The 25,651-nt window shown below is 41.1% G+C and carries 17 protein-coding genes; 12 read left to right on the top strand and 5 right to left on the bottom strand.

Annotated features, from left to right (window positions below):
* The first annotated feature begins 49 nt into the window (after positions 1-49).
* The 5 genes from rpoC to DUT71_RS06175 all read left to right on the top strand — a co-directional run bounded on the left by rpoC (position 50) and on the right by DUT71_RS06175 (position 7,106).
* Complete coding sequence (rpoC, locus tag DUT71_RS06195; protein ID WP_113661686.1) at positions 50-4,336, top strand: DNA-directed RNA polymerase subunit beta'; 4,287 nt, start codon at positions 50-52, stop codon at positions 4,334-4,336.
* A gap of 287 nt (positions 4,337-4,623) precedes the next feature.
* On the top strand, positions 4,624-4,935 hold the full coding sequence (locus tag DUT71_RS06190; protein WP_113661685.1) for a DUF3467 domain-containing protein: 312 nt from the start codon (positions 4,624-4,626) through the stop codon (positions 4,933-4,935).
* 46 nt (positions 4,936-4,981) lie between these two features.
* A complete protein-coding gene (locus DUT71_RS06185) occupies positions 4,982-5,617 on the top strand; it encodes a Pr6Pr family membrane protein (RefSeq protein ID WP_113661684.1) in 636 nt (211 codons plus the stop codon).
* Between the two features lie 199 nt (positions 5,618-5,816).
* On the top strand, positions 5,817-6,314 hold the full coding sequence (locus tag DUT71_RS06180) for a cupin domain-containing protein (protein WP_113661683.1): 498 nt from the start codon (positions 5,817-5,819) through the stop codon (positions 6,312-6,314).
* A 63-nt stretch (positions 6,315-6,377) separates the two neighbouring features.
* Positions 6,378-7,106: an acyl-CoA desaturase gene (locus DUT71_RS06175; protein ID WP_113661682.1), complete on the top strand. Its 729-nt coding sequence runs from the start codon at positions 6,378-6,380 to the stop codon at positions 7,104-7,106.
* A 279-nt stretch (positions 7,107-7,385) separates the two neighbouring features.
* On the opposite strand, the gene DUT71_RS06170 is transcribed toward DUT71_RS06175, so the two are convergent.
* Complete coding sequence (locus DUT71_RS06170; protein WP_113661681.1) at positions 7,386-8,633, bottom strand: DEAD/DEAH box helicase; 1,248 nt, start codon at positions 8,631-8,633, stop codon at positions 7,386-7,388.
* A 1,810-nt stretch (positions 8,634-10,443) separates the two neighbouring features.
* On the opposite strand from DUT71_RS06170, the gene tgt reads away from it, so the two are divergent.
* The 6 genes from tgt to DUT71_RS06135 all read left to right on the top strand — a co-directional run bounded on the left by tgt (position 10,444) and on the right by DUT71_RS06135 (position 18,589).
* Positions 10,444-11,574, top strand: a complete 1,131-nt coding sequence (tgt, locus tag DUT71_RS06165) for a tRNA guanosine(34) transglycosylase Tgt (protein WP_113661680.1) — start codon at positions 10,444-10,446, stop codon at positions 11,572-11,574.
* Entirely contained in the window at positions 11,575-12,678 is a 1,104-nt protein-coding gene (locus DUT71_RS06160; RefSeq protein WP_113661679.1) for an LptF/LptG family permease, read from the top strand.
* Positions 12,679-12,697: 19 nt separating this feature from the next.
* A complete protein-coding gene (locus tag DUT71_RS06155; protein ID WP_113662121.1) occupies positions 12,698-13,186 on the top strand; it encodes an SRPBCC family protein in 489 nt (162 codons plus the stop codon).
* Positions 13,187-14,191: 1,005 nt separating this feature from the next.
* The gene (locus tag DUT71_RS06145) at positions 14,192-16,966 is read left to right on the top strand and encodes a TolB family protein (protein WP_113661677.1); all 2,775 of its coding nucleotides are present in this window, start codon (positions 14,192-14,194) and stop codon (positions 16,964-16,966) included.
* Positions 16,967-16,970: 4 nt separating this feature from the next.
* On the top strand, positions 16,971-17,252 hold the full coding sequence (locus DUT71_RS06140; protein WP_113661676.1) for a LapA family protein: 282 nt from the start codon (positions 16,971-16,973) through the stop codon (positions 17,250-17,252).
* Positions 17,253-17,527: 275 nt separating this feature from the next.
* Complete coding sequence (locus tag DUT71_RS06135) at positions 17,528-18,589, top strand: phosphopantetheine-binding protein (protein ID WP_113661675.1); 1,062 nt, start codon at positions 17,528-17,530, stop codon at positions 18,587-18,589.
* A 250-nt stretch (positions 18,590-18,839) separates the two neighbouring features.
* On the opposite strand, the gene DUT71_RS06130 is transcribed toward DUT71_RS06135, so the two are convergent.
* Together DUT71_RS06130 and DUT71_RS06125 are read right to left on the bottom strand one after the other, a co-directional pair.
* Positions 18,840-20,831: a T9SS type A sorting domain-containing protein gene (locus tag DUT71_RS06130; protein WP_113661674.1), complete on the bottom strand. Its 1,992-nt coding sequence runs from the start codon at positions 20,829-20,831 to the stop codon at positions 18,840-18,842.
* A 97-nt stretch (positions 20,832-20,928) separates the two neighbouring features.
* Entirely contained in the window at positions 20,929-22,689 is a 1,761-nt protein-coding gene (locus DUT71_RS06125) for a tetratricopeptide repeat protein (RefSeq protein WP_113661673.1), read from the bottom strand.
* Positions 22,690-22,796: 107 nt separating this feature from the next.
* Between DUT71_RS06125 and DUT71_RS06120 the strand changes: the two genes are divergently transcribed.
* Complete coding sequence (locus DUT71_RS06120) at positions 22,797-23,624, top strand: CvfB family protein (RefSeq protein ID WP_113661672.1); 828 nt, start codon at positions 22,797-22,799, stop codon at positions 23,622-23,624.
* A gap of 323 nt (positions 23,625-23,947) precedes the next feature.
* On the opposite strand, the gene DUT71_RS06115 is transcribed toward DUT71_RS06120, so the two are convergent.
* The gene (locus DUT71_RS06115; protein WP_205313869.1) at positions 23,948-25,114 is read right to left on the bottom strand and encodes an O-succinylhomoserine sulfhydrylase; all 1,167 of its coding nucleotides are present in this window, start codon (positions 25,112-25,114) and stop codon (positions 23,948-23,950) included.
* A gap of 73 nt (positions 25,115-25,187) precedes the next feature.
* Positions 25,188-25,610 carry an OsmC family protein gene (locus DUT71_RS06110; protein WP_113661670.1) on the bottom strand — a complete coding sequence of 141 codons (423 nt, stop codon included), beginning with the start codon at positions 25,608-25,610 and terminating at the stop codon, positions 25,188-25,190.
* Positions 25,611-25,651: the final 41 nt, after the last annotated feature.

Here is a 25,651-nt window from a genome sequence, read left to right as displayed (position 1 = left end):
TCTCGACCACTTTCAACTTCTCACTTTTAACTTTCAACTCAAAAAGAATATGTCTTACAAAAAGGATAATAAATTAAAAAGTAACTTCACTTCCATTACCATTAGTTTGGCTTCTCCAGAGAATATCTTGGAGCGTTCAAGCGGTGAAGTTTTAAAGCCTGAAACCATTAACTATCGTACTTACAAACCAGAACGTGATGGTTTGTTCTGCGAGCGTATTTTTGGTCCGGTAAAAGATTACGAATGTCATTGCGGTAAATACAAACGCATCCGTTATAAAGGGATTGTTTGTGACCGTTGTGGTGTTGAAGTAACGGAGAAGAAAGTACGTAGAGAGCGTATGGGACACATCAACTTGGTGGTTCCTGTAGCGCACATCTGGTATTTCCGTTCTTTACCTAACAAAATCGGTTATCTTTTAGGTTTGCCAACCAAAAAATTAGACTTGATCATTTACTACGAGCGTTATGTAGTTATCCAAGCTGGTTTAATGGCTGAGCAAGGTATCCAGTTCATGGATTTCTTAACTGAAGAAGAGTACCTTGATATTTTAGATAAATTACCTAAAGAAAACCAATACCTAGACGATAAAGATCCTAATAAATTTGTAGCCAAAATGGGTGCAGAGGCGTTGGAAGATTTGTTGAAACGTATTGATTTAGATAGCTTATCTTATAACTTACGCCACCAAGCAGCTAACGAAACTTCTCAGCAACGTAAAAACGAAGCGTTAAAACGTCTTCAAGTAGTTGAGGCTTTCCGTAGCTCAAGAGAGAATATCGAGAATAACCCAGAGTGGATGATCATCAAGATCGTTCCAGTTATTCCACCGGAGTTACGTCCATTAGTTCCATTGGAAGGTGGTCGTTTTGCCACTTCAGATTTGAACGATTTATATCGTCGTGTGATTATCCGTAACAACCGTTTAAAACGTTTGATCGAGATTAAAGCACCAGAGGTTATTTTACGTAACGAAAAACGTATGTTACAGGAAGCTGTGGATTCGTTGTTCGATAACTCACGTAAGGTAAACGCTGTTAAAACTGAAGGTAACCGTGCCTTGAAATCACTTTCAGATATCTTGAAAGGTAAACAAGGTCGTTTCCGTCAAAACTTATTAGGTAAACGTGTAGATTATTCTGCCCGTTCGGTAATTGTTGTAGGTCCGAACCTTAAATTACACGAATGCGGTTTACCAAAAGATATGGCTGCTGAGCTTTACAAACCGTTCATCATTCGTAAGATGATTGAGCGTGGTGTTGTAAAAACAGTAAAATCAGCTAAAAAAATTGTTGATAGAAAAGACCCACTGGTTTGGGATATCCTTGAAAACGTATTGAAAGGACACCCAGTGTTGCTAAACCGTGCACCTACGCTTCACCGTTTGGGTATTCAGGCTTTCCAACCAAAATTAGTTGAAGGTAAAGCGATCCAATTACACCCCTTAGTGTGTACCGCATTCAACGCCGACTTTGACGGTGACCAGATGGCAGTTCACTTACCATTAGGTAATGCTGCAATTTTGGAAGCCCAAGTATTGATGTTGGCTGCACACAATATCCTTAACCCTGCTAACGGTACGCCAATCACCGTACCTTCTCAAGATATGGTTTTGGGTCTTTATTATATTACTAAAGGCCGCAGAACCGATGCTTCTAGAGTAGTAAAAGGTCAGGATATGAATTTCTACTCAGCTGAAGAGGTAATTATTGCCTACAATGAGAAAAGAGTAGATCTGCACGCCTGGATTAAAGTTAAAGCTAACGTTAAAGAGGCCGATGGTACTATTGTAAACAAGCTGATTGAAACTACAGTAGGCCGTGTGCTATTTAACCAAATGGTACCAGAGGAAGTTGGTTACATCAACGAACTATTGACCAAAAAATCTTTAAGAGATATCATTGGCGAAGTGGTAAAAATGACTGGTATGGCCCGCTCGGCCAAGTTCTTGGATGATATCAAAGAACTAGGTTTCCAAAGTGCTTTCCGTGGTGGTTTATCGTTTAACTTACAAGACGTAAACATCCCAGTAGAGAAACACACTTTATTGGAGCAAGCTGCCAATGAAGTTGAAGAGGTAAGAAACAACTATAACATGGGTTTCATTACCAACAACGAGCGTTACAACCAAATTATCGATATCTGGACCCGTATCAACAACCGTTTAACCACGTTTGTAATGAACCAGTTATCATCAGATAATCAAGGTTTCAACTCTGTTTACATGATGCTTGACTCTGGAGCCCGTGGTTCTAAGGAGCAGATCCGTCAGTTGGCAGGGATGAGGGGCTTGATGGCCAAACCTCAAAAATCAGGTTCTGGTGGTGAGATTATCGAGAACCCGATCCTTTCGAACTTTAAAGAAGGCTTGTCGGTACTAGAGTACTTTATCTCTACCCACGGTGCTCGTAAAGGTTTGGCGGATACGGCGTTAAAAACGGCGGATGCGGGTTACTTAACTCGTCGTTTGCATGACGTAGCGCAAGATATGATCGTGAATGATGTAGACTGTGGTACTTTAAGAGGTATGTACACTACAGCATTGAAAGATAACGAAGATATTGTAGAGCCTTTATACGAGCGTATTTTGGGTCGTACATCATTACACGATGTGTACAACCCGTTAAACGGCGAGTTATTGGTGGGCGCAGGTCAAGATATCGACGAAGATGTAGCCAAGGCCATCGAAGAATCTCCATTGGAAGGTATCGAAATCCGTTCGGTATTGACCTGTGAGAACAAGCGTGGTGTTTGTGCTTTATGTTACGGACGTAACCTGGCATCAGGTAAACGTGTTCAAAGAGGCGAGGCTGTAGGTGTAATTGCTGCACAGTCAATTGGTGAGCCGGGTACACAGTTAACACTTCGTACTTTCCACGTGGGTGGTACGGCGTCTAACATTGCCAATGAGTCGCAAATCAACGCTAAATTTGATGGTGTTATTGAATTTGAAAACTTACGTACGGTACAAACTACTACCGAAGAAGGTGTAATCGATATCGTATTAGGCCGTTCAGGGGAGTTCAGAATTGTTGAGCCGGGAACTAATAAAGTTATTGTTAACAACAATATCCCTTATGGAGCATTTTTATATGTGAAAGAAGGTGATAAAGTTGCCAAAGGCGATAAAATTGTATCTTGGGATCCATATAATGCGGTTATTATCTCGGAATTTGCAGGTAAGATCGAATTTGATGCCATCATTGATGGGGTTACCTATCGTGAAGAATCCGACGAGCAGACCGGCCACCGCGAGAAGGTAATTATCGATACTCGTGATAAAACCAAAAACCCTGCTATTAAGGTATTGGATAAAAAAGGCGAGCTGATCAGAACTTACAACATTCCAGTAGGTGCGCACATTGCAGTTGATGAAGGTGATGCGGTACAAAGCGGGCAGGTATTAGTTAAAATTCCTCGTGCTACCGGTAAAACCCGAGATATTACAGGTGGTTTACCTCGTGTAACGGAGTTATTTGAGGCTCGTAACCCATCAAACCCAGCCGTTGTTACCGAAATTGATGGTGTAGTAACCTTGGGCGGTATCAAACGTGGTAACCGTGAGATTACGATCGAATCTAGAGATGGTGAAGTGAAGAAATACTTGGTACCACTTTCGAAACACATCCTGGTACAGGATAATGACTTTGTGAAAGCGGGTATGCCATTATCAGACGGTTCTATCTCTCCAGCAGACATCTTGGCTATTAAAGGCCCTGCGGCAGTACAAGAATACTTGGTGAATGGTATCCAAGAGGTTTACCGTTTACAAGGGGTGAAAATCAATGATAAGCACTTTGAGGTAATTGTACACCAAATGATGCAGAAAGTCCATATCGAAGATCCGGGAGATACCCGTTTCCTAGAGAACGATTCTGTAGATCGTTGGGACTTCATGGATGAGAATGATGAAATCTTCGATAAGAAAGTTGTTGTGGAAGCAGGTGATTCGACTACCGTAAAACCAGGTCAGATCATTTCTTTACGTAAACTAAGAGATGAAAACTCTCAATTGAAACGCCAGGATTTAGCTCAGATCGAAGTAAGAGATGCCAAGCCAGCTACTGCAAGTTCAGTACTACAAGGTATCACCCGTGCTTCATTAGGTACTAAATCATTCATTTCTGCGGCATCATTCCAGGAAACTACAAAAGTGTTGAACGAAGCTGCAATTGCAGGTAAGAAAGACAAAATGTTAGGCTTGAAAGAAAACGTAATTGTTGGTCACTTGATTCCTTCAGGTACCGGTGTACGTGGCTACGAGCGTATCATTGTAGGTTCTCAAGAAGAGTACGACAAATTATTGGCTTCAAAACAAGAAGAAGTAGAAGCTTAATAAGCAGCAGTGCTGAAAAGCATTTGTAAATATAAATCCCTAGCGTTTTCGCTAGGGATTTTTTTATAAAGCAATATTTTAATTTGTGGGCAAACTGCAGACTTACGAAGTTTTTAAAACTTCGTAAGTCTTTACACTGGCAATATGAGCAATTGCCTCACTTAGCTACCCAAATGCTCGTTCGCAATACATTCTAAAATTCGACGATCATATAATAGTAACCATAAGACGGTAAACATTTTTTAAGAAACTTAGCACTTTTCAATTAAAGTATTAGCTTTGTTCATATGGAACAACAACAGCACGAAAACCAATTAAATATAGAATTGTCGGAAGAAGTAGCCGAAGGTATTTTTTCCAACCTGGCAATTATTACACATTCCAATACAGAATTTGTGTTGGATTTTATCAGGGTGATGCCGGGCATCCCCAAGGCAAAAGTAAAATCGAGGATTATTTTAACTCCAGAGCATGCCAAACGGTTAATGCATGCCATGCAAGACAATATCGAAAAGTTTGAAGCCGCACATGGGCGTATTAAAACCCAAGATGAAACACCTTTCCCTATGGGTTTTGGTGGCCCTACCGCCCAAGCTTAAAAAGAACAGCCACTTGCCCTAACAAGTGGCTTTTTTATGGAGCAGCATGAAACAAACGGAAAAAATATATTTGGGTTTGCTAACGGTAACCACCTGGTTTGCCCTTGTTTTTCAATTTTATTTGCATATTAACAGTGGAGTGGCTACTGGTGGTGAGTTGTTGGTGAGGTTTTTTAGCTACTTTACCATTGACAGTAATTTGCTGGTAGCGCTATGTGCAACGGCAATACTGTTAATGCCCCAAACTGCTTTGGGCAGGTTCTTTAAAAAGCCAAGTGTAATTACTGCCATTACGGTATATATTGCGGTAGTTGCATTGGTTTACAATGCGGTTTTAAGATTTTTATGGGTGTTAAATGGTTGGGCAATTGTGCTAAACGAACTGCTCCACGTAATTGTTCCCATTCTATTTTTAACCTATTGGATTTATTTTGTGCCCAAATATCAATTGAAATGGGCTAACATTTGGGGATGGCTGGTTTTTCCCTTGATTTATATCTTATTTGTGCTCACCAGGGGAAATTATGCTGATTTTTATCCATATCCTTTTTTAAACGTCAGCAAATTAGGGCTGCAGCAAGTGATCTTTAACTGCATGCTGATTACGCTTTTGTTGCTGATATTGTTCCTGGGATTTATCGCTATTGGTAAGCGTCAAATAAAAAGGCAAAGTGGCCAGTAAGAAACTATTTGAATTTCTATCAAAGAAAATACACCGACAGTGGGGAGGGCTTTCTTTGGCATGGCGAGCGTGGGCATAGCCCCAACAACAACCTCTGTAAAATAGCTGCTTGTTCCTAACAGCCAATAAGTATTCATTTATTTTTTAAAACTAGCTAATAATACATTTGTTTTAGAATTTAACTGTTATTTTTGAAGTTATGGACACTCAAAAGAGAGATATTTTTGATAGCGTGGCCCAGCGCTTAAAATTAGAAGGATTTAACGTTATCAATAGGGACGAAACCAGGCCCTGGGGTGGCTTTTTTGTGATAGATGAAGCTCAAGCTCAGCAATTTGCCGATACTTATTTTGACAGATTGGATGTAGATACCTTAAAGATAGGGGGTAAATTAAGCCCCAAAATATTAATTGTAGCACCAAATGCCAGGCTTTCATGGCAGTACCACCATAGGAGGGCTGAAATTTGGCAGGTAGTTACGGGTACCGTTGGGATTAAAACAAGCGAAACCGACCAAGAGGGCGAGCTTAAAACCTATGCGGTAAACCAGCAGATTAAACTGCACCAAGGTGAACGCCATCGTTTAATTGGACTTGACGATTGGGGCGTGGTAGCAGAAATATGGCAGCATACAGACGCTAATAACCCTTCGGACGAGGATGATATTGTACGCGTTCAGGACGATTTCGGAAGATAACCTTGTCCCCAAATATTAACTCAAAATAAATTTATGGCAAGAAAGCTATTCTTGCCCTTTTGTATGATTATTTTATATTTTTTCCTGGCACATTGGTTTTTATCATTGTTTAGCCAAACTTTTTTCCTTCACCGTTATTCATCGCATAAAATGTTTAAGATGAATAAGTTTTGGGAACGTTTTTTCTATCTGTTATTGTTGATTTCGCAAGGTTCTTCTTTTTTAAATCCGCGGGCTTATGCCATTTTGCACCGCATGCACCATGCCTATAGTGATACCGAAAAAGATCCGCATTCGCCGCACTTCTTTAAAGATGTTTTTGGGATGATGATTGCTACTAAGAATATGTACCTGGCTTATTTACTCCATAAAATAGAGCCAGAACCTGCTTTTAGAGGAAACTATCCTGAGTGGCCAATTATTGATAGAATAGGGGATTCATGGTTTTGGCGTATTGCATGCGGTTTATTCTATATTTGGTTTTATGTAACTTTTGCTACCTCATGGTGGATGTTTTTACTACTGCCCATCCATTTTTTGATGGGCCCAATTCATGGTGCAATTGTAAACTGGTGTGGGCACAAATATGGGTACTCCAATCACGATAACGATGACCATAGTAAAAACTCGCTACCTTGGGATTTTCTGTTGATGGGGGAACTGTTCCAGAATAACCACCATAAAAGGCCAAATTCGCCTAATTTTGCCACTCGCTGGTGGGAGTTTGATCCAACCTACCCCATGATGAAATTGATGCACTGGCTTAAAATTATTAAGCTTAGGAAAGCTTAATAGCATGCCTGTTTAGCAATGATATAAATTGTTGGCTATCAATTGGCATTTGCGGTTAGGGCATATTCCAGCTGATGCCGGAATAAGACCGGCGTGACGAAGCGCTACGGTAAAAACTGCCCCTGTATAGGCGTTGGTGACTTGGTGGCTGGCTTTATTTTGGGTTCAGGACGGGCGTAAAATAGCCCGGATTGCAGCGGCAGCGCCCGACCAAAGGGAGGGACTACAGCGGAAAGCCGGACTATCGTTTCATTTTTGTAGCTCAGTTGCGCTCCACAGCTATTTTCTACTCTTGTGAAATTTCCGTTTCTTTTTGCTCGCTGCTCCAGCATTTGCTTTGGAGTCTTTTTGTGGTTTCCTCACAACTTCTTTACTGGCCAGCATGCTTTGCCAGCTCAAAGGGTAGGGGTGATCTTCTACAATTGGAATCACCTTTTTGATCAATTTGTGGATAGCAATGAGGTACTCGTTTTCTTCGGCATCAACAAAGGAAATGGCATTGCCGTTGGCTCCGGCCCTGCCTGTACGGCCAATGCGGTGCACATAAGTTTCGGGCACATTGGGGAGGTCGTAATTGAAAACATAGGTTAAATCATCAATGTCAATTCCTCTGGCGGCAATATCGGTAGCTACCAATACCCTCAAAGTTCTGTCTTTAAACTCGGTTAGGGCACGTTGCCTGGCTCCCTGAGACTTATCTCCGTGAATAGCGGCAGCCTTCACGCCATCTTTAACCAAGTCTCTCGCAATTCTGTCGGCACCATGTTTAGTACGGGTAAAAATCAGGGTGTGATTGATCTTAAGGTCGTCCAGCAGGTGTTTTAAGAGCTTCCTTTTATCCGGTTTGTCTACAAAGTAAACGGATTGATTGATGGTTTCGGCGGTAGAAGAAACGGGAGTAACTTCTACCAATACCGGATCTTTTAAAATGGTATTGGCCAGTTTTTGTATCTCAGCAGGCATAGTGGCCGAGAAAAATAAGGTTTGTCTTTTTTGGGGCAGTTTACTTACAACCTTTTTTACGTCGTTGATAAATCCCATATCCAACATGCGGTCGGCTTCATCCAGTACAAAGATTTCTAGTTCGCTCAAGTTGATATGTCCCTGCGCCATTAAATCTAGCAATCTTCCCGGGGTAGCAACTAAAATGTCTACTCCTTTTTTTAGTGCTTCAACCTGTGGCTGTTGACCAACTCCGCCGAAAATCACGGTGTTTTTAACCGGCAGGTTTTTGCCATAAACACTAAAACTTTCTTGTATTTGGATAGCCAATTCTCTAGTTGGGGTTAAAACCAGGGCTTTAATGGCTTTCTTGTTGGTTTTTAAGTGCCTCATGTGCAAAATCTGCAACATCGGAATGGCAAAGGCCGCCGTTTTTCCGGTGCCTGTTTGCGCACAGCCCAGCAAATCCTTTAGTTTTAAAATGCTTGGGATCGCTTTTTCTTGTATGGGCGTTGGCTTTTGATATCCCTCAGATTCAACGGCTTTTAGTATAGGCTCAATTAGCCTTAATTGTGAAAATAACATTCTTTTTTAAGTAAAAAGTAAAAAGTAAAAAGTAAAAAGTAAAACAACCCCAAAGGAGGCATACTTACGAAGAAGCTAGAACAATCATTTGTTGAAGGACTAACTTTCGAGTTGCTTTAAATGATTAAAGAAATTCTGCTTCGAGCGACAAAGGTAGTTAAAATTTCGGGGTTTAACGATTTGGAAATGTTCGTTAGCTTTTCATCGCAGCATTAGTCCCGCTTTTCATTACAAGTCCTCGCCTCGTTTTACTCGGCTGTGGGCTTTCCATTACAATCGGGTTTAATAAACCTGGGTTCCATGAGCAAAAAGTATAAACCTTGTCCATAAATTCAGGTTTAAGACCTCGAAGAGGTCAAATATTTATAAAAATAGAGCTATGTCCTTTGGGTACGACTCCTACGGAGTCGCATGATTTCGCGTACATATTTCTCTGTAAGGATGGAAATCCTTCGGATTTTCGCTTCTCTAATGATGGGTGATAACAAGAGGTAAATTGCTTCTAAAAGGAGCAATTCGGAGCTTGGAGGTTCAATGTTGCTTCTCGGATAAAGCAATATGCTGCTTTATGGACAAAATTGTTTGTAAAAGGTTCGGCTTTGAGCTTTTGAGGGTCGAAATTGCTTCTCGGATAAGGAAACTTTGATGCGCTAAGTAGGAAATTGCTTGTAAGAGCAAGAAATTCGAACCTTGTAGAAGAAACATTGCTTCTCGGACAAGGAAACTTTGCTGCTCTAAAGAGGAAATTGCTTGTAAAAGCAAGAAATTCGAAACTTATAGAAGGAACGTTGCTTCTCGGATAAGGAAATTTTTAGACCTGTGGTTGGTGTTATCACCAACCACCCGCACTAAACCATCACTAACCATTGTATAAACATATCCAAAGATCTCTCCACAAGGTCGAGATGACGAAATGCCTATACCACTAACCATTCTATTGATCGTCATTATAAAAACATCAAATTCTATTTTTGAGAGCAATGTTTGTCAGCCTTTCATCGCAGCATTAGTCCCGCTTTTCATTACAAGTCCTCGCCTCGTTTTACTCGGCTGTGGGCTTTCCATTACAATCGGGTTTAATAAACCTGGGTTCCATGAGCAAAAAGTATAAACCTTGTCCATAAATTCAGGTTTAAGACCTCGAAGAGGTCAAATATTTATAAAAATAGGCCTATGTGCTTTGTATACGACTCCTACGGAGTCGCATGACTTCGCGTACATATTTCTCTATAAGGATGGAAATCCTTCGGATTTTCGCTTCTCTAATGGTGGGTGATAATACAGGGTGCTAGTTTAATTTTGTAATGGATGATGACAGTACAAGCCATAAGCTCATCTACTGATCGTCATTATAAAAACATCAAATTCTATTTTTGAAAAGCAATGTTCGTCAGCTTTTTATCGCAGCATTAGTCCCGCTTTCCGTTATAATCTTTTTGTGGTTCCTTTGCTATCGTTGCAAGGAAAGAGGAATCTATTCCTGAACTGCCTTAACCTACAGGTAAAACAAAAAGTATTTCCACTTCAATCGGGTTTAGGATACTTAAACCTGTGCACAGCAGTAGTGCGATAAACCCGATTGTAGCGGGCACGAGCAGCAGCGCCAGCGGTGCGAAGTAAAGCGGAAAGCGGGAATGACATTGATCGCAGCAGGTATTTTGCTTTTCTTGTCCTATTGGTTAATGAAGTTTTAAAAGTTAGTACATAAGCCATTTGCTTTTAAGGGCAACCTTAGAAACCTACAAGGTTTAGGGTACAATTTGACAATTAATATTTACTTTTGTCGGATTTTTGAAGAGGAAAGCAACGCATGAAATTTAACTTACAGGCAAAGGACCCACATTCCAAAGCAAGAGCAGGTGTAATTACCACCGCTCACGGCGATATACAAACCCCTATTTTTATGCCTGTAGGCACCGCCGGAACGGTAAAAGCGGTACACCAAAAAGAATTAAAGGACGACATTAAGGCCCAAATTATATTGGGCAATACCTATCACCTGTACCTACGTCCGGGCTTGGATGTGCTGGAACCAGCGGGCGGTCTGCATCAGTTTATTGGCTGGGACAGGCCCATTTTAACCGACAGCGGCGGCTACCAGGTGTATTCGCTAAGCCAGGTACGTAAAATTAAGGAAGAGGGAGTTACTTTCCGTTCACATATTGATGGCTCAAAGCATTTGTTTACGCCAGAGTATGCCATGGATATCCAACGTACCATTGGTGCGGATATCATTATGGCCTTTGATGAATGTACGCCTTATCCTTGCGATTATAAATATGCGGCAAACTCGATCAATATGACCCACCGTTGGCTGAAAAGGTGCTGCGAACGTTTTGACGCCACTGAACCCAAATATGGCTACGACCAAACCTTGTTCCCTATTGTACAGGGCTCGGTTTATAAAGACTTAAGGGTAAAATCTGCCGAGTTTATCGCTTCGATGGATCGTGAAGGCAATGCCATTGGCGGCCTGTCGGTAGGCGAGCCAGCGGAGGAAATGTACGCCATGACGGAAGTGGTTTGTGATATTTTACCTTACGAAAAACCCCGTTATTTAATGGGCGTGGGCACGCCAATCAATATTTTGGAGAATATTGCGTTAGGAGTAGATATGTTTGATTGTGTAATGCCTACCAGAAATGCCAGAAACGGCATGCTGTTTACCAGAAAGGGTATCATCAATATTGGCAATAAAAAATGGGCCAATGATTTTTCGCCAATTGATGCCGACAGCGATCTTTTGGCCGACCAGGTTTACTCTAAAGCCTATTTAAGGCACCTGATGCACAGCAAAGAAATTTTGGGATCGCAAATTGCCACGCTGCACAACTTGCATTTTTACCTTTGGCTGGTAAATGAGGCCCGTGAAAAAATCATTAGCGGCGAGTTTTATGAGTGGAAAAACAAAATGGTTACTATCTTAGGAACAAAACTCTAAATGAAATTTCTCTTCCGACGTTCGAAAATCATAGACGCCTATATTATTGGCAAATACCTGGGCACTTTTGTGTACACCCTGGCCGTATTTGTGGTGGTAATTGTGATTTTTGACCTTTCGGAAAAACTGGATGATTTCCTGGAGAACGACATGACGATATGGGAGATTTTTTCCCAGTACTACGCCGGCTCTATTCCATTTTATGTGAATATGCTCTCGCCGTTGATGAATTTTATCGCGGTGATCTTTTTTACGGCAAAAATGGCCGATCATACGGAAATTGTCCCCATTTTAAGCGGCGGGGTTAGTTTCAACCGTTTTTTAAGGCCTTATTTCATCTCGGCTTTTATCATTTTTGCGCTGAATTTGGGCGCCAACCTTTTCTTGCTGCCGTACACCAACAAAATCAAGAACAGCTTCGAAAATCAGGTTATCAAGAAAAACGACCCTTATACCAAGTCGAACATTCACATGAAAATAGATGAACATACCTATATTTTTATTGATAATTTCGATAACCGCAGCAACATCGGCTACAGGTTTACGCTAGATCGTTTTAAAGGCGATGTATTGGAAAAAAAGCTGATGGCCGAGCAGATTAGCTACGACTCGGTGAAAAGAGTTTGGAAGCTGAGCAATTATACGACCCGTAATATCGACGGTTTAAAGGAAAGCATGGTTTACGGCAACACCAAAACTAAGGATACCGTACTAGACATGAAACCTGATGATTTCTCGGTGTACGATAACGTGGTAGAAAGCATGACGAGCAGAGAGCTGGCAGACAAAATCAAGAAAGAAAAAATTAGGGGGTCTGGCGTAATGAACGATTTGCTTTTTGAGCAATATAAGCGTTTTATACAGCCCTTATCGGCCTTTGTACTTACCCTGATTGGGGTGGCCCTATCTTCTAGAAAGGTACGCGGCGGGGTGGGTTTACCATTGGGAATTGGCATTGTATTGAGCTTTTTGTTCATTGTACTCAATCAGTTCGCCAAAATGTTCTCTACCAAGGGCGGTTTGCCACCGCTAGTAGCCAATTTACTGCCTGTAGTAATATTTGCCATACTTGGCCTATATTTGTTACGCAGAGCGCCCAAATAATTTTAAGCAAACCAGTACTATGCCAAAAATTGAGCTCGTTACTGAAATAAACGCCCCTATTGACATTTGCTTTGATTTGTCCCGAAGTATCGACCTGCATCAAATTTCGACAGCGCACACCTCCGAAAAAGCCATATCTGGCGTTACCAGCGGGCTAATTGGCCTAAATGAACACGTAACCTGGCAGGCCATACATTTTGGCCTCAAGCAAACGCTAAGCTCAAAAATTACCGCCTTTGAAAGGCCCTATTATTTTGTTGACGAACAAATACAAGGCGCCTTCAAATCGATTTACCATACCCATAAATTTGAGGAGGTAAATGGCTGGGTGACCATGACAGATCATTTCGATTTTAGCACGCCTTGCGGAATATTGGGGAAGCTTTTTAATGTACTAATCCTAACTTCATACCTACGAAAACTACTGCTCAAGAGGAACGAAATCATCAAGTATTATGCGGAAACAGACCAATGGAAATTGGTTCTTGACGAGCGTAAATACCGTTAAAAAAAACTAAACCGGGTGCCTGCCCAAAGGCACTCATCCCCTCCCGTTCCACTTTCAAAATCGCATCAAAAAGCGCCTTGAAAAAGGTGTAAAAAACTTAGTTTCCCGCTCCATTTCAACACCAAAACCAGTTACCAAAAACAACCTGAAGCAGTCGTATTTTCTGAAGAAAAAACCGACAGTAAAACGGGCCATTTTAACCGGTCAACAACCCGCTTAAAGCAAGCGAAAAAACACCTCAAACCTAACAATCAAAAAACGCAAAATACAGGCTATTTCTTGCCACGCAAATCCCGTGGAAAACACCCCAAGCGCCCTACAAAACAACACGCTAAAAAACTTAAAAAACCCGCCAAAACCAATGGTCAAAAAGCTCATCCGTAATCATATTTCCCGACAGCAAAAAGCAACGAGTTAAATTCAAAAAACCAAAAAGCCCGAACTAAATCCGATACACCAACAAGCGCACTCCTTACGCCAAGCTTATCGATAGCCAAACAAATTCCACCAAAACATAAAGAAAAAAAATACACTATCTACCTTTAAAAACCAACATAATTTTGAGCGTAAGCCCGCCGTTGATTTCAAAAAAAACCATGCTAAAATCTGATCATTTTTTCATTAGCAGATGAAATATTCCAGCTATTTCAAGTCTATCCGTAACACGGCAGCTACGTTTAAAATTTTAATTTCGCTATACATATTCAAAAATAAGATGAATTTTACTTCAAAAAAATAAGCATCAATAGTGTACAAGTTATATCAATAAAATAACCTATCTTAGAAATCGAAAAATAAGCCAAACAACACTAAAAACACCCTTAACGATCTTAAAAAAAACAGCTGAAACGTTTTTATTTTAAAAACATATAAATTTCTAAAAATCAGTAAATTTAAATCAACAATATCAACAATAAATAAACATAAAATAAAATCAAAAACCAGCACAAAAACTAATTTTTTTAGCAAACAATTTATACCACCAACATATAAAATAAAAATCAATTGAAATTCAGAATATTAACCTCACTATTATTAAGTTTTTGTTCACAAGCGGTTTTTTCGCAGTTTTTTGATGAAAGCCAAACGCCGCTTAGTGTAAAATGGAGGCAAATTGAACACGGCGGCTTCAAAATCATCTATCCCAGCTCGCTCGAAAAAGAAGCGCAGCGAATGGCCAATACTTTCGCCTACATCTACCCTACCGTGGGCCGAAGCCTGGGCGAAAGCAAAACCATTATCCCTATTGTATTACAAAACCAAGGAACCACCTCAAATGGCTTTGTACAGCTAGCCCCAAAAAAATCACAATTCTACACTATGCCCTCTCAGCAATTCGATAGTCAAGAGTGGTTAAACAACCTCGCAGTTCATGAATTGAGGCACGTTGCCCAGTTCAATAAAATCAGCGGAACCAAGGGCTTTCCCTTTCCCGAAGAAGTTTACTTTGGCTATATTGGAGTGAGCACTCCACTTTGGTTTTTGGAAGGCGATGCGGTAAGCACCGAGACCTCGTTGACCTACTCGGGAAGAGGCCGTCAGCCCAACTGGATTATGCCATTCAGAACCTCCATTTTAGCGGGCAAAAACTTCAACTATTCCAAGGCTTATTTCGGCTCTGAAAAAGACGTGACACCCGGCTATTATCAACTGGGTTATTTGATCAATTCCAACCTCCAAAAAAACTATGGAAACAACATCGCAAACGAGTTACTTTCCGACCTCAACAAACGTCCTTTAAGACTCTACCCTTTTTCGCAAAGTCTTAAAAAATTTACTGGTAAAAATACCAGGCAATACTACCTCAAAACACTTGATGATTTAAGGGCTGCCTGGGCCCAACAAAACGACCAAAATCAATCTGTCAATTACCCAAGCTTAAACCCCAAAAGCACTTACGCTACCAACTACCATTTACCTACCCAGCTACCCAACCAAAATATCGTTGCCATTAAGCAGAGCAAGAGCGAAACCCCAGCTTTCGTTAGCCTGGCTCCAAATGGCAAAGAAAAGGTACTTTTGAAAATTGGATACCAAGAGCAGCCATGGTACAGTTACGGAAATGGCAAAATCGTTTGGGACGAGCGACGGGAAGATCCGAGGTACAAACAACGAAGCTACAATGTGATTTGCATTTACGACTTACAAAGCGGCAAAAAGCAACAGCTCACTCACCAAACCCGGTTATTTGCACCAAGCATTTCGGCCGACGGCCAAAAACTCCTTGCCGTAAGGATTGATCTTAGCAATCAAAACACTTTGGTCACCCTGGATATCGCCACGGGAAAAATCATCGACAGTTTGGCTAATCCAACAAACGACCAAATCCAAACACCTGCATTTAACCAAAATGGCAGCAAAACAACTTGGATTACCGTTACCGAAAAAGGGAAATCGCTTTGGCTAAAAGACGGTAAAAACATTAGCCAATTAATCAGCAACAGTAGGCAGCAGCTAAGCAGGCCAATATTTTTTGGCGATAAGATCGCCTTTAACGCCCATTTTAGCGGCGTAGATAATATTTATGAGATAGACCCCGCCTCCAAAAAGATCAGTGCGCTCACAGCCTCAAAATACGGCGCCTTCAATGCCAGCTTTCCAGCAGACGGCAAAACACTTTTGTTTAACAACTACCAGTTGATGGGCTACGAGATCGCTAAAACCGAGTTACAGCCAACAGCCATACCCCAAGACCACTTTGTATACTTTGGCCAGCCTACCCAGCCCGAAGACTATGTGTTTGCCCACGTTCCCGATAGCACTTTCAGCTCTAGAAGTTACAGCCCGCTAAAGCATCTGTTCAATTTCCACAGCATTAGCCCTACTTCTGATGACAATGTAGAACGCGTAGGCCTACAGCTTAAATCCGACGACCTGCTGAACACCGCCAGCTTTTACGCCGGCGTTACCTATGAGAGCTCCTTGCGCCGTTTCGAGTACAATGCCGGGTTCAAGTACAAAGCACTCTATCCGGTCATCAACCTCAACTATCGTAACAGGCCGCGTTTGGCCAATTACCGCTACCAAAATGCCATTCACCAGGCCAAATGGCGTGAAGATTACCTCGCCCTGACCACTTCGCTGCCCATAAGTTTTAACTCGTTCAACCACCTTTTTAGCTTTATAGGCGAAGCGGGAACCTATTATGTAAACCGGCATTTCAACCCCGTTGACGACAAAAGATTGGTAAACACCATCGAATTCCCGATGAGCTACAGGATAGGCTTCAACCATCAGGTGCGCAGCGCAGAGCGGGATATTGCACCTAAATGGGCACAGCTTATCGAACTTAAATATCAAAATTTACCGTTTGACCGCAGCCTTACGGGGCGGCTTTTTGCCTTCGAAAGCTTCTTCTATTTCCCGGGCCTGGCTAAAAACCATACCCTACTAACCAGCTTTAGCTACCAACAAAACAGCGGCACTTTCAGAACCGTTAATGACATTCCCACGGTTTACGGCTACAACCAAATCAGGGCAAAAAGCCTACTGAAAAACACATTACTGCTCAACTATCGCTTCCCGTTTTTATTTCCAGATTTGGAAATTGGCCCATTTGCCTACATCAGGAATGTAAGGGCAAACTTTTTTAGCCACTACGAAAACATTGGCAAGGAAACCAATTTGGCACAGCCCAAAACTTTCGGCATCGAATTGCGTAGCGACATGAACCTTTTGCGCTACCAACCCGTGGCCGATGTGGGCGCCCGCTTAATTTTTGTTAACAACATCTACAATCAAAATCCTATATTCGAAGTGTTATTCAACTATTATTTCTAAAAACATGAAAGGCAAAACCATATTCATCATTGTCATTACCGCACTACTCACCCTGTTTTTAGTGGCCAACAACGACGCGGTTGAGTTCAACTTCCTTATCGGCAAGCCCGTAGAAGTATCAAAATTGATCGTCATCGGCATCTGTATCCTAACCGGCTTTATTTTGGGTTTCATTGCCGGCAGGCCCCGCAAAACCTACAGCAGCTATAATGATGAAGTGGAAAAAAACTACGCCAACGAACAGAAAAGCGCCCTAAGCGACGAGGACAGAGACTACATCAGTTAGTTTTTTTGAAAATCAACCACACAAGCGCTTGGGAAAATGCGGCCCTGCTTTCCGGCTTTAGGCCCTCGCTACGCTCTGGGCGCTGCCGCCTGCAATCAGGTTTAGTTGGCAAATACAGTGGTACAATGGTCAATTCGCAAAGGAAATTCAACGTGCTACCGCAACCCCATCTCCGCCAATCGCTAAAATTTCTACCCGATTCAGCCTAGTACCTTTTGCCCACCCCTACACCAAGGAAAATCAAGCTTACTAACATTTTCAAAAACAAATAAATAATGCTTCAAAAAAACAAAATCCTGTTAGGTTGCCTGTTTATGGCCACCATTTGCAGCTTTGGCTGCAAAAAAGACGAACTGGCCGCACAACCCCTAAACCAAAATAAGGACCTGCTTTGGACCACAGACCTTGGGCAAAAAACCAGCTATTCCAGCACCGTAACCACTCCGTATCAAGTAGAAACGGAAGTAAAACGAATTATTAGCGAGCAGCTAGGCCTCCCGCTTAATTTAATTACCTATGGTGCCTCGTTAACAAATGATCTTGGTGCAGATGAGCTTGACCTCCTAGAAATTTCAACCGAAATAAGAGATTTTTTTAACATTCAGTTCAGTACTGGCGATGTAGAGAACTTAACCTCCGTAGGAAGCTGGGTGGAATATGTAACAAACAAAATAAACCCCGTTACCGCTCCCAACAGCCATAGCGATTTTATTCAAACGCCAATAGCCAACGGCAATATCAATGTAACCTTTGCCTGCAAGATTTCAGAAAAAGCGGATGGTAAAATTACAGAAATCAAAGACCTCACCTCAAGTGGCACTGTCAATATCCACAATATTTACGATTCCAATTCAAATATCATTAAAACCATTACAACTTCCTATTCTCCAAAACCAAGTAGCTTTTCCATAAGCCAGCCAACCAACGGACCTGTATTAGTTTCGTGGAATGGCGAGGTTAAAGTTGAGGAAAACATAAGCGGTGTAAAAACTACCTATAAATATGCCCTTCTACATCAAGCCTGGATTCCGGCAGGCAGTCCCATTACCACAAACGTCCTTACACCAATTACAGGTAATGGCGGCGGCAACCCAAACCCTGCATTCCGTGACAGGCTGGTGAACTTATTTGTAGAGGTTTATGGCTGTAATCCCGCTGCCGTACTGGATACGGTATTGTGGCAAACCAACGCCCTTGGCGGTGATGATTTATCCTCCACAGAGCTTGTTATTAAAGCTAAGAACGAATTTGGATGTGAAATCCCAGATGAGCAGTTAGAGCTTCTGCCTACCGTAGCAGACTTATACCAATACCTACTGGCCCATTATACCTATTAATTTTGATAGCCGCCAACGGAGGAATAGTTGGCGGCTATGATATAAACGGTTGCCTAGCGGCCTGCAAACATAATTTAGCAGCCATAAAGGATAAATTTCGACCTTATTTCCCTACCCAAACAGCCTTATTATCATGGTCAAAATCTATTTATCTGATTCTGGTAGTAACACCACACCGCAATAATCAATATTACGGCTATCACCAACAACCACATCAATAGCTTATTATTTTTTTCCCCACTCATAAAACCTATTGTTTCAATACCCTTAGCGTGCTGGTTTCATTGCCCAGTAGTTTTACCAAGTATAGGCCAGATGAGAATTTGGACAGATCAAATGAAACGGCAACATCATTGGGAAGTATCGTTTTAATTTCGAGCTGCTGACCGATCATATTAAACAATGCCGCTTCTTTAAATACGTGGCCGGCCAAATCCACCTTGATGATATTTTGAGTAGGGTTTGGATATGCTGATATTGAAGCGATCTGAAAATCGAGTACTCCCATTGCCAGGTTTTTTGGCAAACCATTGTAGTCTACCTGCTGCAATTGATAGTAGTTTTTCCCTCCTTGCGGGCTGGCATCATACCATGAATAGCTACCCGGTCCCTTAGCCGGAATTTTTCCTAAAAACTTAAAATCAACACCATTACCAGCCCTTAAAACAACAAATTCCTTATGATTAATTTCGGTCTCTGTTTTCCAGGTCAACAAAGCACCATTTAATTGTTTAGCCACATTAAAGCCAACCAAAGTTACCGGCAATGCGGTTTGATATTCAACAGCTCCAATATCAATCTTTGCTCCATCTAAACGAGGATTTCCGTAAATATCCTTATCCGTTAACAGATTTACATTCCCGGTGTATAATGCGTCATCACCAGCATTTACAGCAACGCTACCGGATGAGGGCGCAAAATTGTTAGCCCCCGCAAACAAAGGGTTTTGGGAAAAAACATTGGCCGAAGAGGTTAATACAAGGGCAGGCGAAGCATTGAGAACACTGTTTTTAATTATAGCACTCTGCGGCTGATTATCGGGCAGCAAAATGGCGGGAATATTGACCGCATCATTCCATGCAATACTGTTATAAAATTCAAAAGAGCTAGCCATCGACAATGAAATCAGCTCATTAGCTGCGTGGTGCAAGGTTGAATTAATCAATTTCAGATTAGCCTCCCTGTTAAAAACAGTAGCTTTATTGTTGTTATAAAACAGCGAATTGTAAATGGTTACATTAGCTTTTTTTACCGCAGCTATTGCACTTCCGTTGCCATAGGTAGCATAATTATGCGCTGTAAAAGTAATGGCCGTGACATTATCGTTAAAAGTACTGTTCCTTACGGTTAGACTACCTTTTCCTAAAGCGCAGATAGCACCTCCCGAACTTTCGGCCCCACGTGATTGCGAGTTGTTATTTACACTGTTGTTTTTAAATGTACAATTAGCTACATCTACATTGTAATAGTGTTGCGCCGTGTTACCCGCATCTAAAAATGCTTCATCGTAGAAAAACATCAAAGCACCTCCTATCCAGCTGGATGAATTACCCTCGAAATGGCATTGCTTAATCGACAATTGTTCTGAAGTGCTTAAAAGTCCATCAAAATAGATCGCTGCCCCACCCTGATATGCCGCATTATTTAAAAATTTACAATTGGAAACTATGGGATAACTTTTTTGACTATAATCTTGGATGGTAATAAATAGTGCTGCTCCCATATATAAAGGCAATTCCTGATTAATTACAGCGCCAGAATTGGCATTAGCCTCTTTAAATACAATGCCATCTATTATCGTTTGATCACTGATAACGGCATCAGTTTTTGGCCAAACCACCAACAAATGGTAGCTATTGTCTGTACTTGTAGCGACATTGCCGATATTCCCACTAAGGGTGGTAGTGTTTGTGGCCAAATCTCTTTCGGCAATTAGGTTTTCGGTGCCATTGAACCCTCCGTAAACCTTTATATTACGGGTAATTTCCAAATATTTTTGCCTATCTGTATCATTGGTTGGATAATAGGTCCCGGATTTTATCCAAATCTGCTGGATGGCAGTATTGGTTTTAGCTGCCATAAATGAGGGTCTAATCTCCGCAGCATTGGCCCACGAATCTCCAGATTTGTTTCCAGAACCCTGTTCATCTACATAAACAATACCATTGGCATTTGGTGTAATTTGCGCATGTAATAGCGCAACACCCAATAACATAAAAAGAAGAGTGATTTTTGTTTTCATCTTGTTTCCTCATGAAGCATTTGTAACTCCACAAAGATTGGGGCATAACAAGAATTAAACAAGGTTTTAAGGCGGACAAAAAACGGACAATGCGGGGTCAAATGTCGGCAACGAGCGCTAAGATATACACTTCTAGGGTTTGATCTGCTGGCACGGGCAACTTCTGCTTTAAGCGCCGCTTACTTCTGGACACGCTATCTACACTAATCCCCAATGTACCAGCAATTTCCTTATTGCTCATCTGTAGAAATATCAAGCTCGAAAGGCGCTCTTCTGCCGCGGTAAGCCCGGGCATTTTGGCACGAAGGCTTGGATAAAAAGTAGGGTAAACCTTATCAAAATCAGCCCTAAAAATTTCCCACTCTGCATCCGTTACCAATACATAAGCCAGTAAGTTTTTACCTATAAGTTTTTCATCTAACACATGTTGCAGTGAACTTTTTCGTAACGATTGTTTTAGGTTAACAATGAGCTTATCTTTTTCAACCAATTGATGCCTAAATTGGAGCAAGCTGTTTTTAGCCTTATCTACTGCAGCTTTTGCCTGCAAGTTTTCAAACGCCATCGCTTGTTTTTCGAGCTTTATTTTTAGTGCCTGCCTGTTATAAAGCAACCAACCTATTATCATGAGCAACACGATAGCACCAATAATGATATTCCTAGTTTGCCGTAATACTGAAATGCTTTCATTAGCTTTTTCTAAGTTCCGTTGACTGTTATCAAACAATATTCTGGCATTCATGGCGGATAATTTGCCGTTATTGATCATCTCATTTTGTTGTTGCAGATAACGTCCATAACTATGCTGATAATAAACAGCACTATCCGTCTGTCCCAAGTAGGTATAGGCAACAGCAATTCCCTTGGAAGCTTTCACCTTGTCGTCCATTTTTTTGCTAAAAATGGCTGCTTTTAAGGCCTCTTTAAAGGCAATTAATGCAATTCCATATCGCTTTTGGCTTAAAAATATTTCGCCCCTAACATTTTGGGCAATGGCAATATTGTTATATTGTTGGTATTTAATACCTGCTTGTAATTGCTGATTGATCAAAGGCAACGCAGCTGCAGCATTTCCTTCGTAAAAATAACATCTGCCAATGTTCCCTCTGGCTATCGCTATCCATAGCTCATCAGGTTTAGGATGTATAGGCTTTTTTTGTAGGGTGTCTATAATTTGTTTATAGTAATTAATGGCCTCCTTATATTCGCCTAGCGCTAAATGCGAGGCTCCCAATACATCCAGCTGGAAAATATAAACCATGGGGTCCCATTCATAAACTTTCACCTTTTTAAAAGTCAGGCACCTTTCTCCATATTTGATACTCTCGCGAAAATCTTTGGTTTTGTAAAGCGATAAACTTGCTCCTAAAAACCTATTTTGAACATAAGAAAAATATTGATAGCCTATTTCCTTTTGCAATTCGATAGCTTTTAAGTTATAAAGTAAATAACCGCCCTCATAGTCTATATCGGCAGCCAAAGCATAAATTTCTGCCAGCAGCTGGTCGTCTTTTAAATTACTGGCCAACTTAATGGCTTCGGTCATTTTCAAACTATCTTGACGAGTTAATACTACATTGAACACTCTCCTGCCCAACAAATCAAACATGCACCACCTTGCTCTCAATCGCTTATCAGATTTTTTTTGAAGATACTCGTCAAACTCAGCACTCAGCTTGAGGAAGCTTTTCAAATTAAACTCATTTCTAAGAACCACATAACTAGCTTCGGCACTATCTGTTTGTGCCGTTCCTGTTACCGACCAAGATTTTGCAAAAGCCTTTACATATTTTTCTTGAGCGAAAACATTTGCAGAAAAAACCAGTATAAATATCAGAAAGACGGCTAATAGGCGCATAAAGACGGTATCTTAAACCAAAGATAAGATTCCTGGCTATTTAAACCTGTAAAAACGCAAAAGCTAATCTTCATATTCTTAGTATCTTTGCAGGCTAATTAAACAAGATGATCGCAATAGGCAAATACAATAAACTACGCATAGCCGCAAAAAACAGCCAAGGTTTAAGCTTAACCGACGGTACCGAAGAAGTACTCTTACCATTTACAGAAGTGCCCAAAGATGTAAACTTGGGCGATGATGTAGAGGCTTTTGTTTACCTCAATAAAGACGGCAGTACCGTGGCTACTTTAAAGGAAGTGCTGGCAACAGCCGATGAATTTGCCTTATTAACGGTAGTAAGTGTAAATGATGACGGTGCTTTTTTAGACATCGGCATTGATAAAGATATTTTTGTACCCAGGAGGGAGCAAAAAAAACCAATGGAGCTTGGCGAAAGCTATGTAGTTTTTGTTTACCTTGATGATTTCTCGAATAAGTTACTGGCTTCTTCCAAGGTAGACCAGTTTGTAGAGCTACACAACTTTGATTTCGAAGAGGGCGATGCCGTTGACCTTTTGATTGTGGATAAATCCGATTTGGGCTACAATGCCATCATCAATAACGAATTTATGGGACTACTATACCACAATGAAGTTTTTTCAATAGTAGAGCCTGGACAAAGAACCACTGGGTGGATCAAAAAAATTAGGATTGAGGGCAAAATTGACCTCACTTTACAGCCCTCGGGCTTTGGGCATATTTTAGAAACCAAAGACTATATTTTGGAGGAGCTACGTGTTGTTGGCGAAATTAACCTTGGTGACAAAAGTACCCCTGAAGAGATTTATAACAGGTTTCAAGTAAGTAAAAGTGCTTTTAAAAAGGCCATTGGTGGTTTGTACAAAGAGCGTTTAATTACCCTTTCAGATCATCACATTAAGCTGGTGAAATAGAAACATCTTCCGTCATTGCGAGGTACGAAGCAATCTCAATAAAATAGCTTTAAGATTGCTTCGTACCTCGCAATGACGAAACGCATAATTACAATAAGACTTACGAAGTTTTAAAAACTTCGTAAGTCTAGAAATATCTAGAACGAGTTTACGAGGAGAGATCTAGCAACATAACATACACTCGTTAGATTTCTCTCCCTAAAATTCGGGACTACGCTCCGGTCGAAATGACGAGATGTATCATAAAAAAGGAGTCCCGCAAGTGCGGGACTCCTTTTTCGTGCTCGCTGCTGCTTGAAAACTGTTAACCGAAATACCTACCGTTAACTGCCTAAAGCCTGCTCAATATCTTTCAAAATATCATCAATATGTTCTAAACCGATAGATAAGCGGATAGAACCTTGCTCAATGCCTACAATATTACGTTCTTCTTCGCTCAGCTTGCTGTGTGTACTGGTTGCGGGATGCGTTGCAATTGACCTTGTATCAGCCAAATTCGCAGAAATAGAGAACATTTTTAAGCCATCCATAAATTTACGGGCGGCTTCTATGCCTCCGTTAACCACAATAGTTACAATACCACCACCTTGTTTCATCTGCTTTTTAGCGATGCTGTATTGCGGATGCGACTCCAAAAATGGATATTTCACCAATTTAATTTTTGGATGCTTCTCCAGGTATTGCGCTACCTTCAAAGCATTTTCGCAATGACGGTCCATGCGAACGGCCAATGTTTCTAAGCTTTTTGACAAGATCCATGCGTTGAAAGGCGATAGTGAAGGTCCACTGTGACGAGCAAAAGCAACCACTTCAGCAATTAGAGCCTTGCTTCCCAAAATAATTCCGCCCAAGGCACGTCCTTGTCCATCGATGTATTTGGTAGCCGAGTGGATAGAAATATGCGCTCCCAATTTTAGGGGCTGTTGTAAATATGGCGTAGCAAAACAATTATCTACCGCTAGTAAAACATTGTGCTTTTTAGCCAGCCCACCTAAAAATTCCAAATCAATAATATCAATACCAGGATTTGATGGCGTTTCCACAAAAATCATTTTGGTATTTGGCTTAATCAAACCTTCCCAATCTTGCGGTTTATCTAAATCTGCATAGTCAAAAGTTACGCCCCATTTCGAAAAGATGTTGGTCAACAATTGATGGGTTGAACCAAATACCGAGCGGCTTGAAACAATGTGGTCGCCGCTTTTAAGAAAGGCCGCAAAGGTGGTGAAAATAGCCGCCATGCCCGTTGCGGTTGCAAATCCGTCTTCGGCACCTTCCAACAGCACCATCTTCTCAATAAACTCTGAAGTATTTGGGTTAGAATAACGGCTATACACATTACCCTCTTTTTCGTTAGCAAACAAGGCACGCATTTCTTCCGCATCATCAAACTTATAGCTCGAAGTGAGATAAATAGGTGATGAATGCTCCTTGTGCGAACTTCTTTCGGTTTGAGTGCGTATCGCTATGGTTTCGAAATTATCTGACATTATTAAGTTGTAGGTTTTAAGTATTAAGTTTTACGTTGGTTATAGCATTAGTTGCTTATAACTTAAAAACGTATTACTTATTACCATTTATAGTATATGTAAAATTTATAGTTGCCGACCTGCCCAAGATGTTGGAAACAGAACAGTATTTATCAAAAGTCATTTGTAGGGCACGTTCCACTTTCTGAACGCTTAAATCTCCGAACAGGTTGAAATGAATATCGATCACGTCAAATATAGGCGGCATTTCTTCATCCTTTCGAGTAGCTTTAATATTGATTTTGATATCGTTTAATGGCTCCTTTTGTTTGGTGAGTACATTTACCATATCAATACCACTACAGCCGCCCAAACCTACCAGCAACATCTCCATCGGGCGAAAGCCCTTGCCTTCTCCCCCAATAGCGGGCTTTGCATCCAATTCAACAGTAAAACCGTTATCGTTTTCTGCCTCAAAATTAAATTTTCCGCTTTTGCGGATCAGGTTGATTTCCATATTAGTATTGAGATATGAGTATCGAGTATCAAGACCTTATG

The sequence above is a fragment of the Pedobacter nanyangensis genome, assembly GCF_003313505.1.
Taxonomy (GTDB): Bacteria; Bacteroidota; Bacteroidia; order Sphingobacteriales; family Sphingobacteriaceae; genus Pedobacter; species Pedobacter nanyangensis.
Note: the sequence above shows the minus strand (reverse complement) of the source record. Positions and strands in the feature narration are given on the sequence as shown.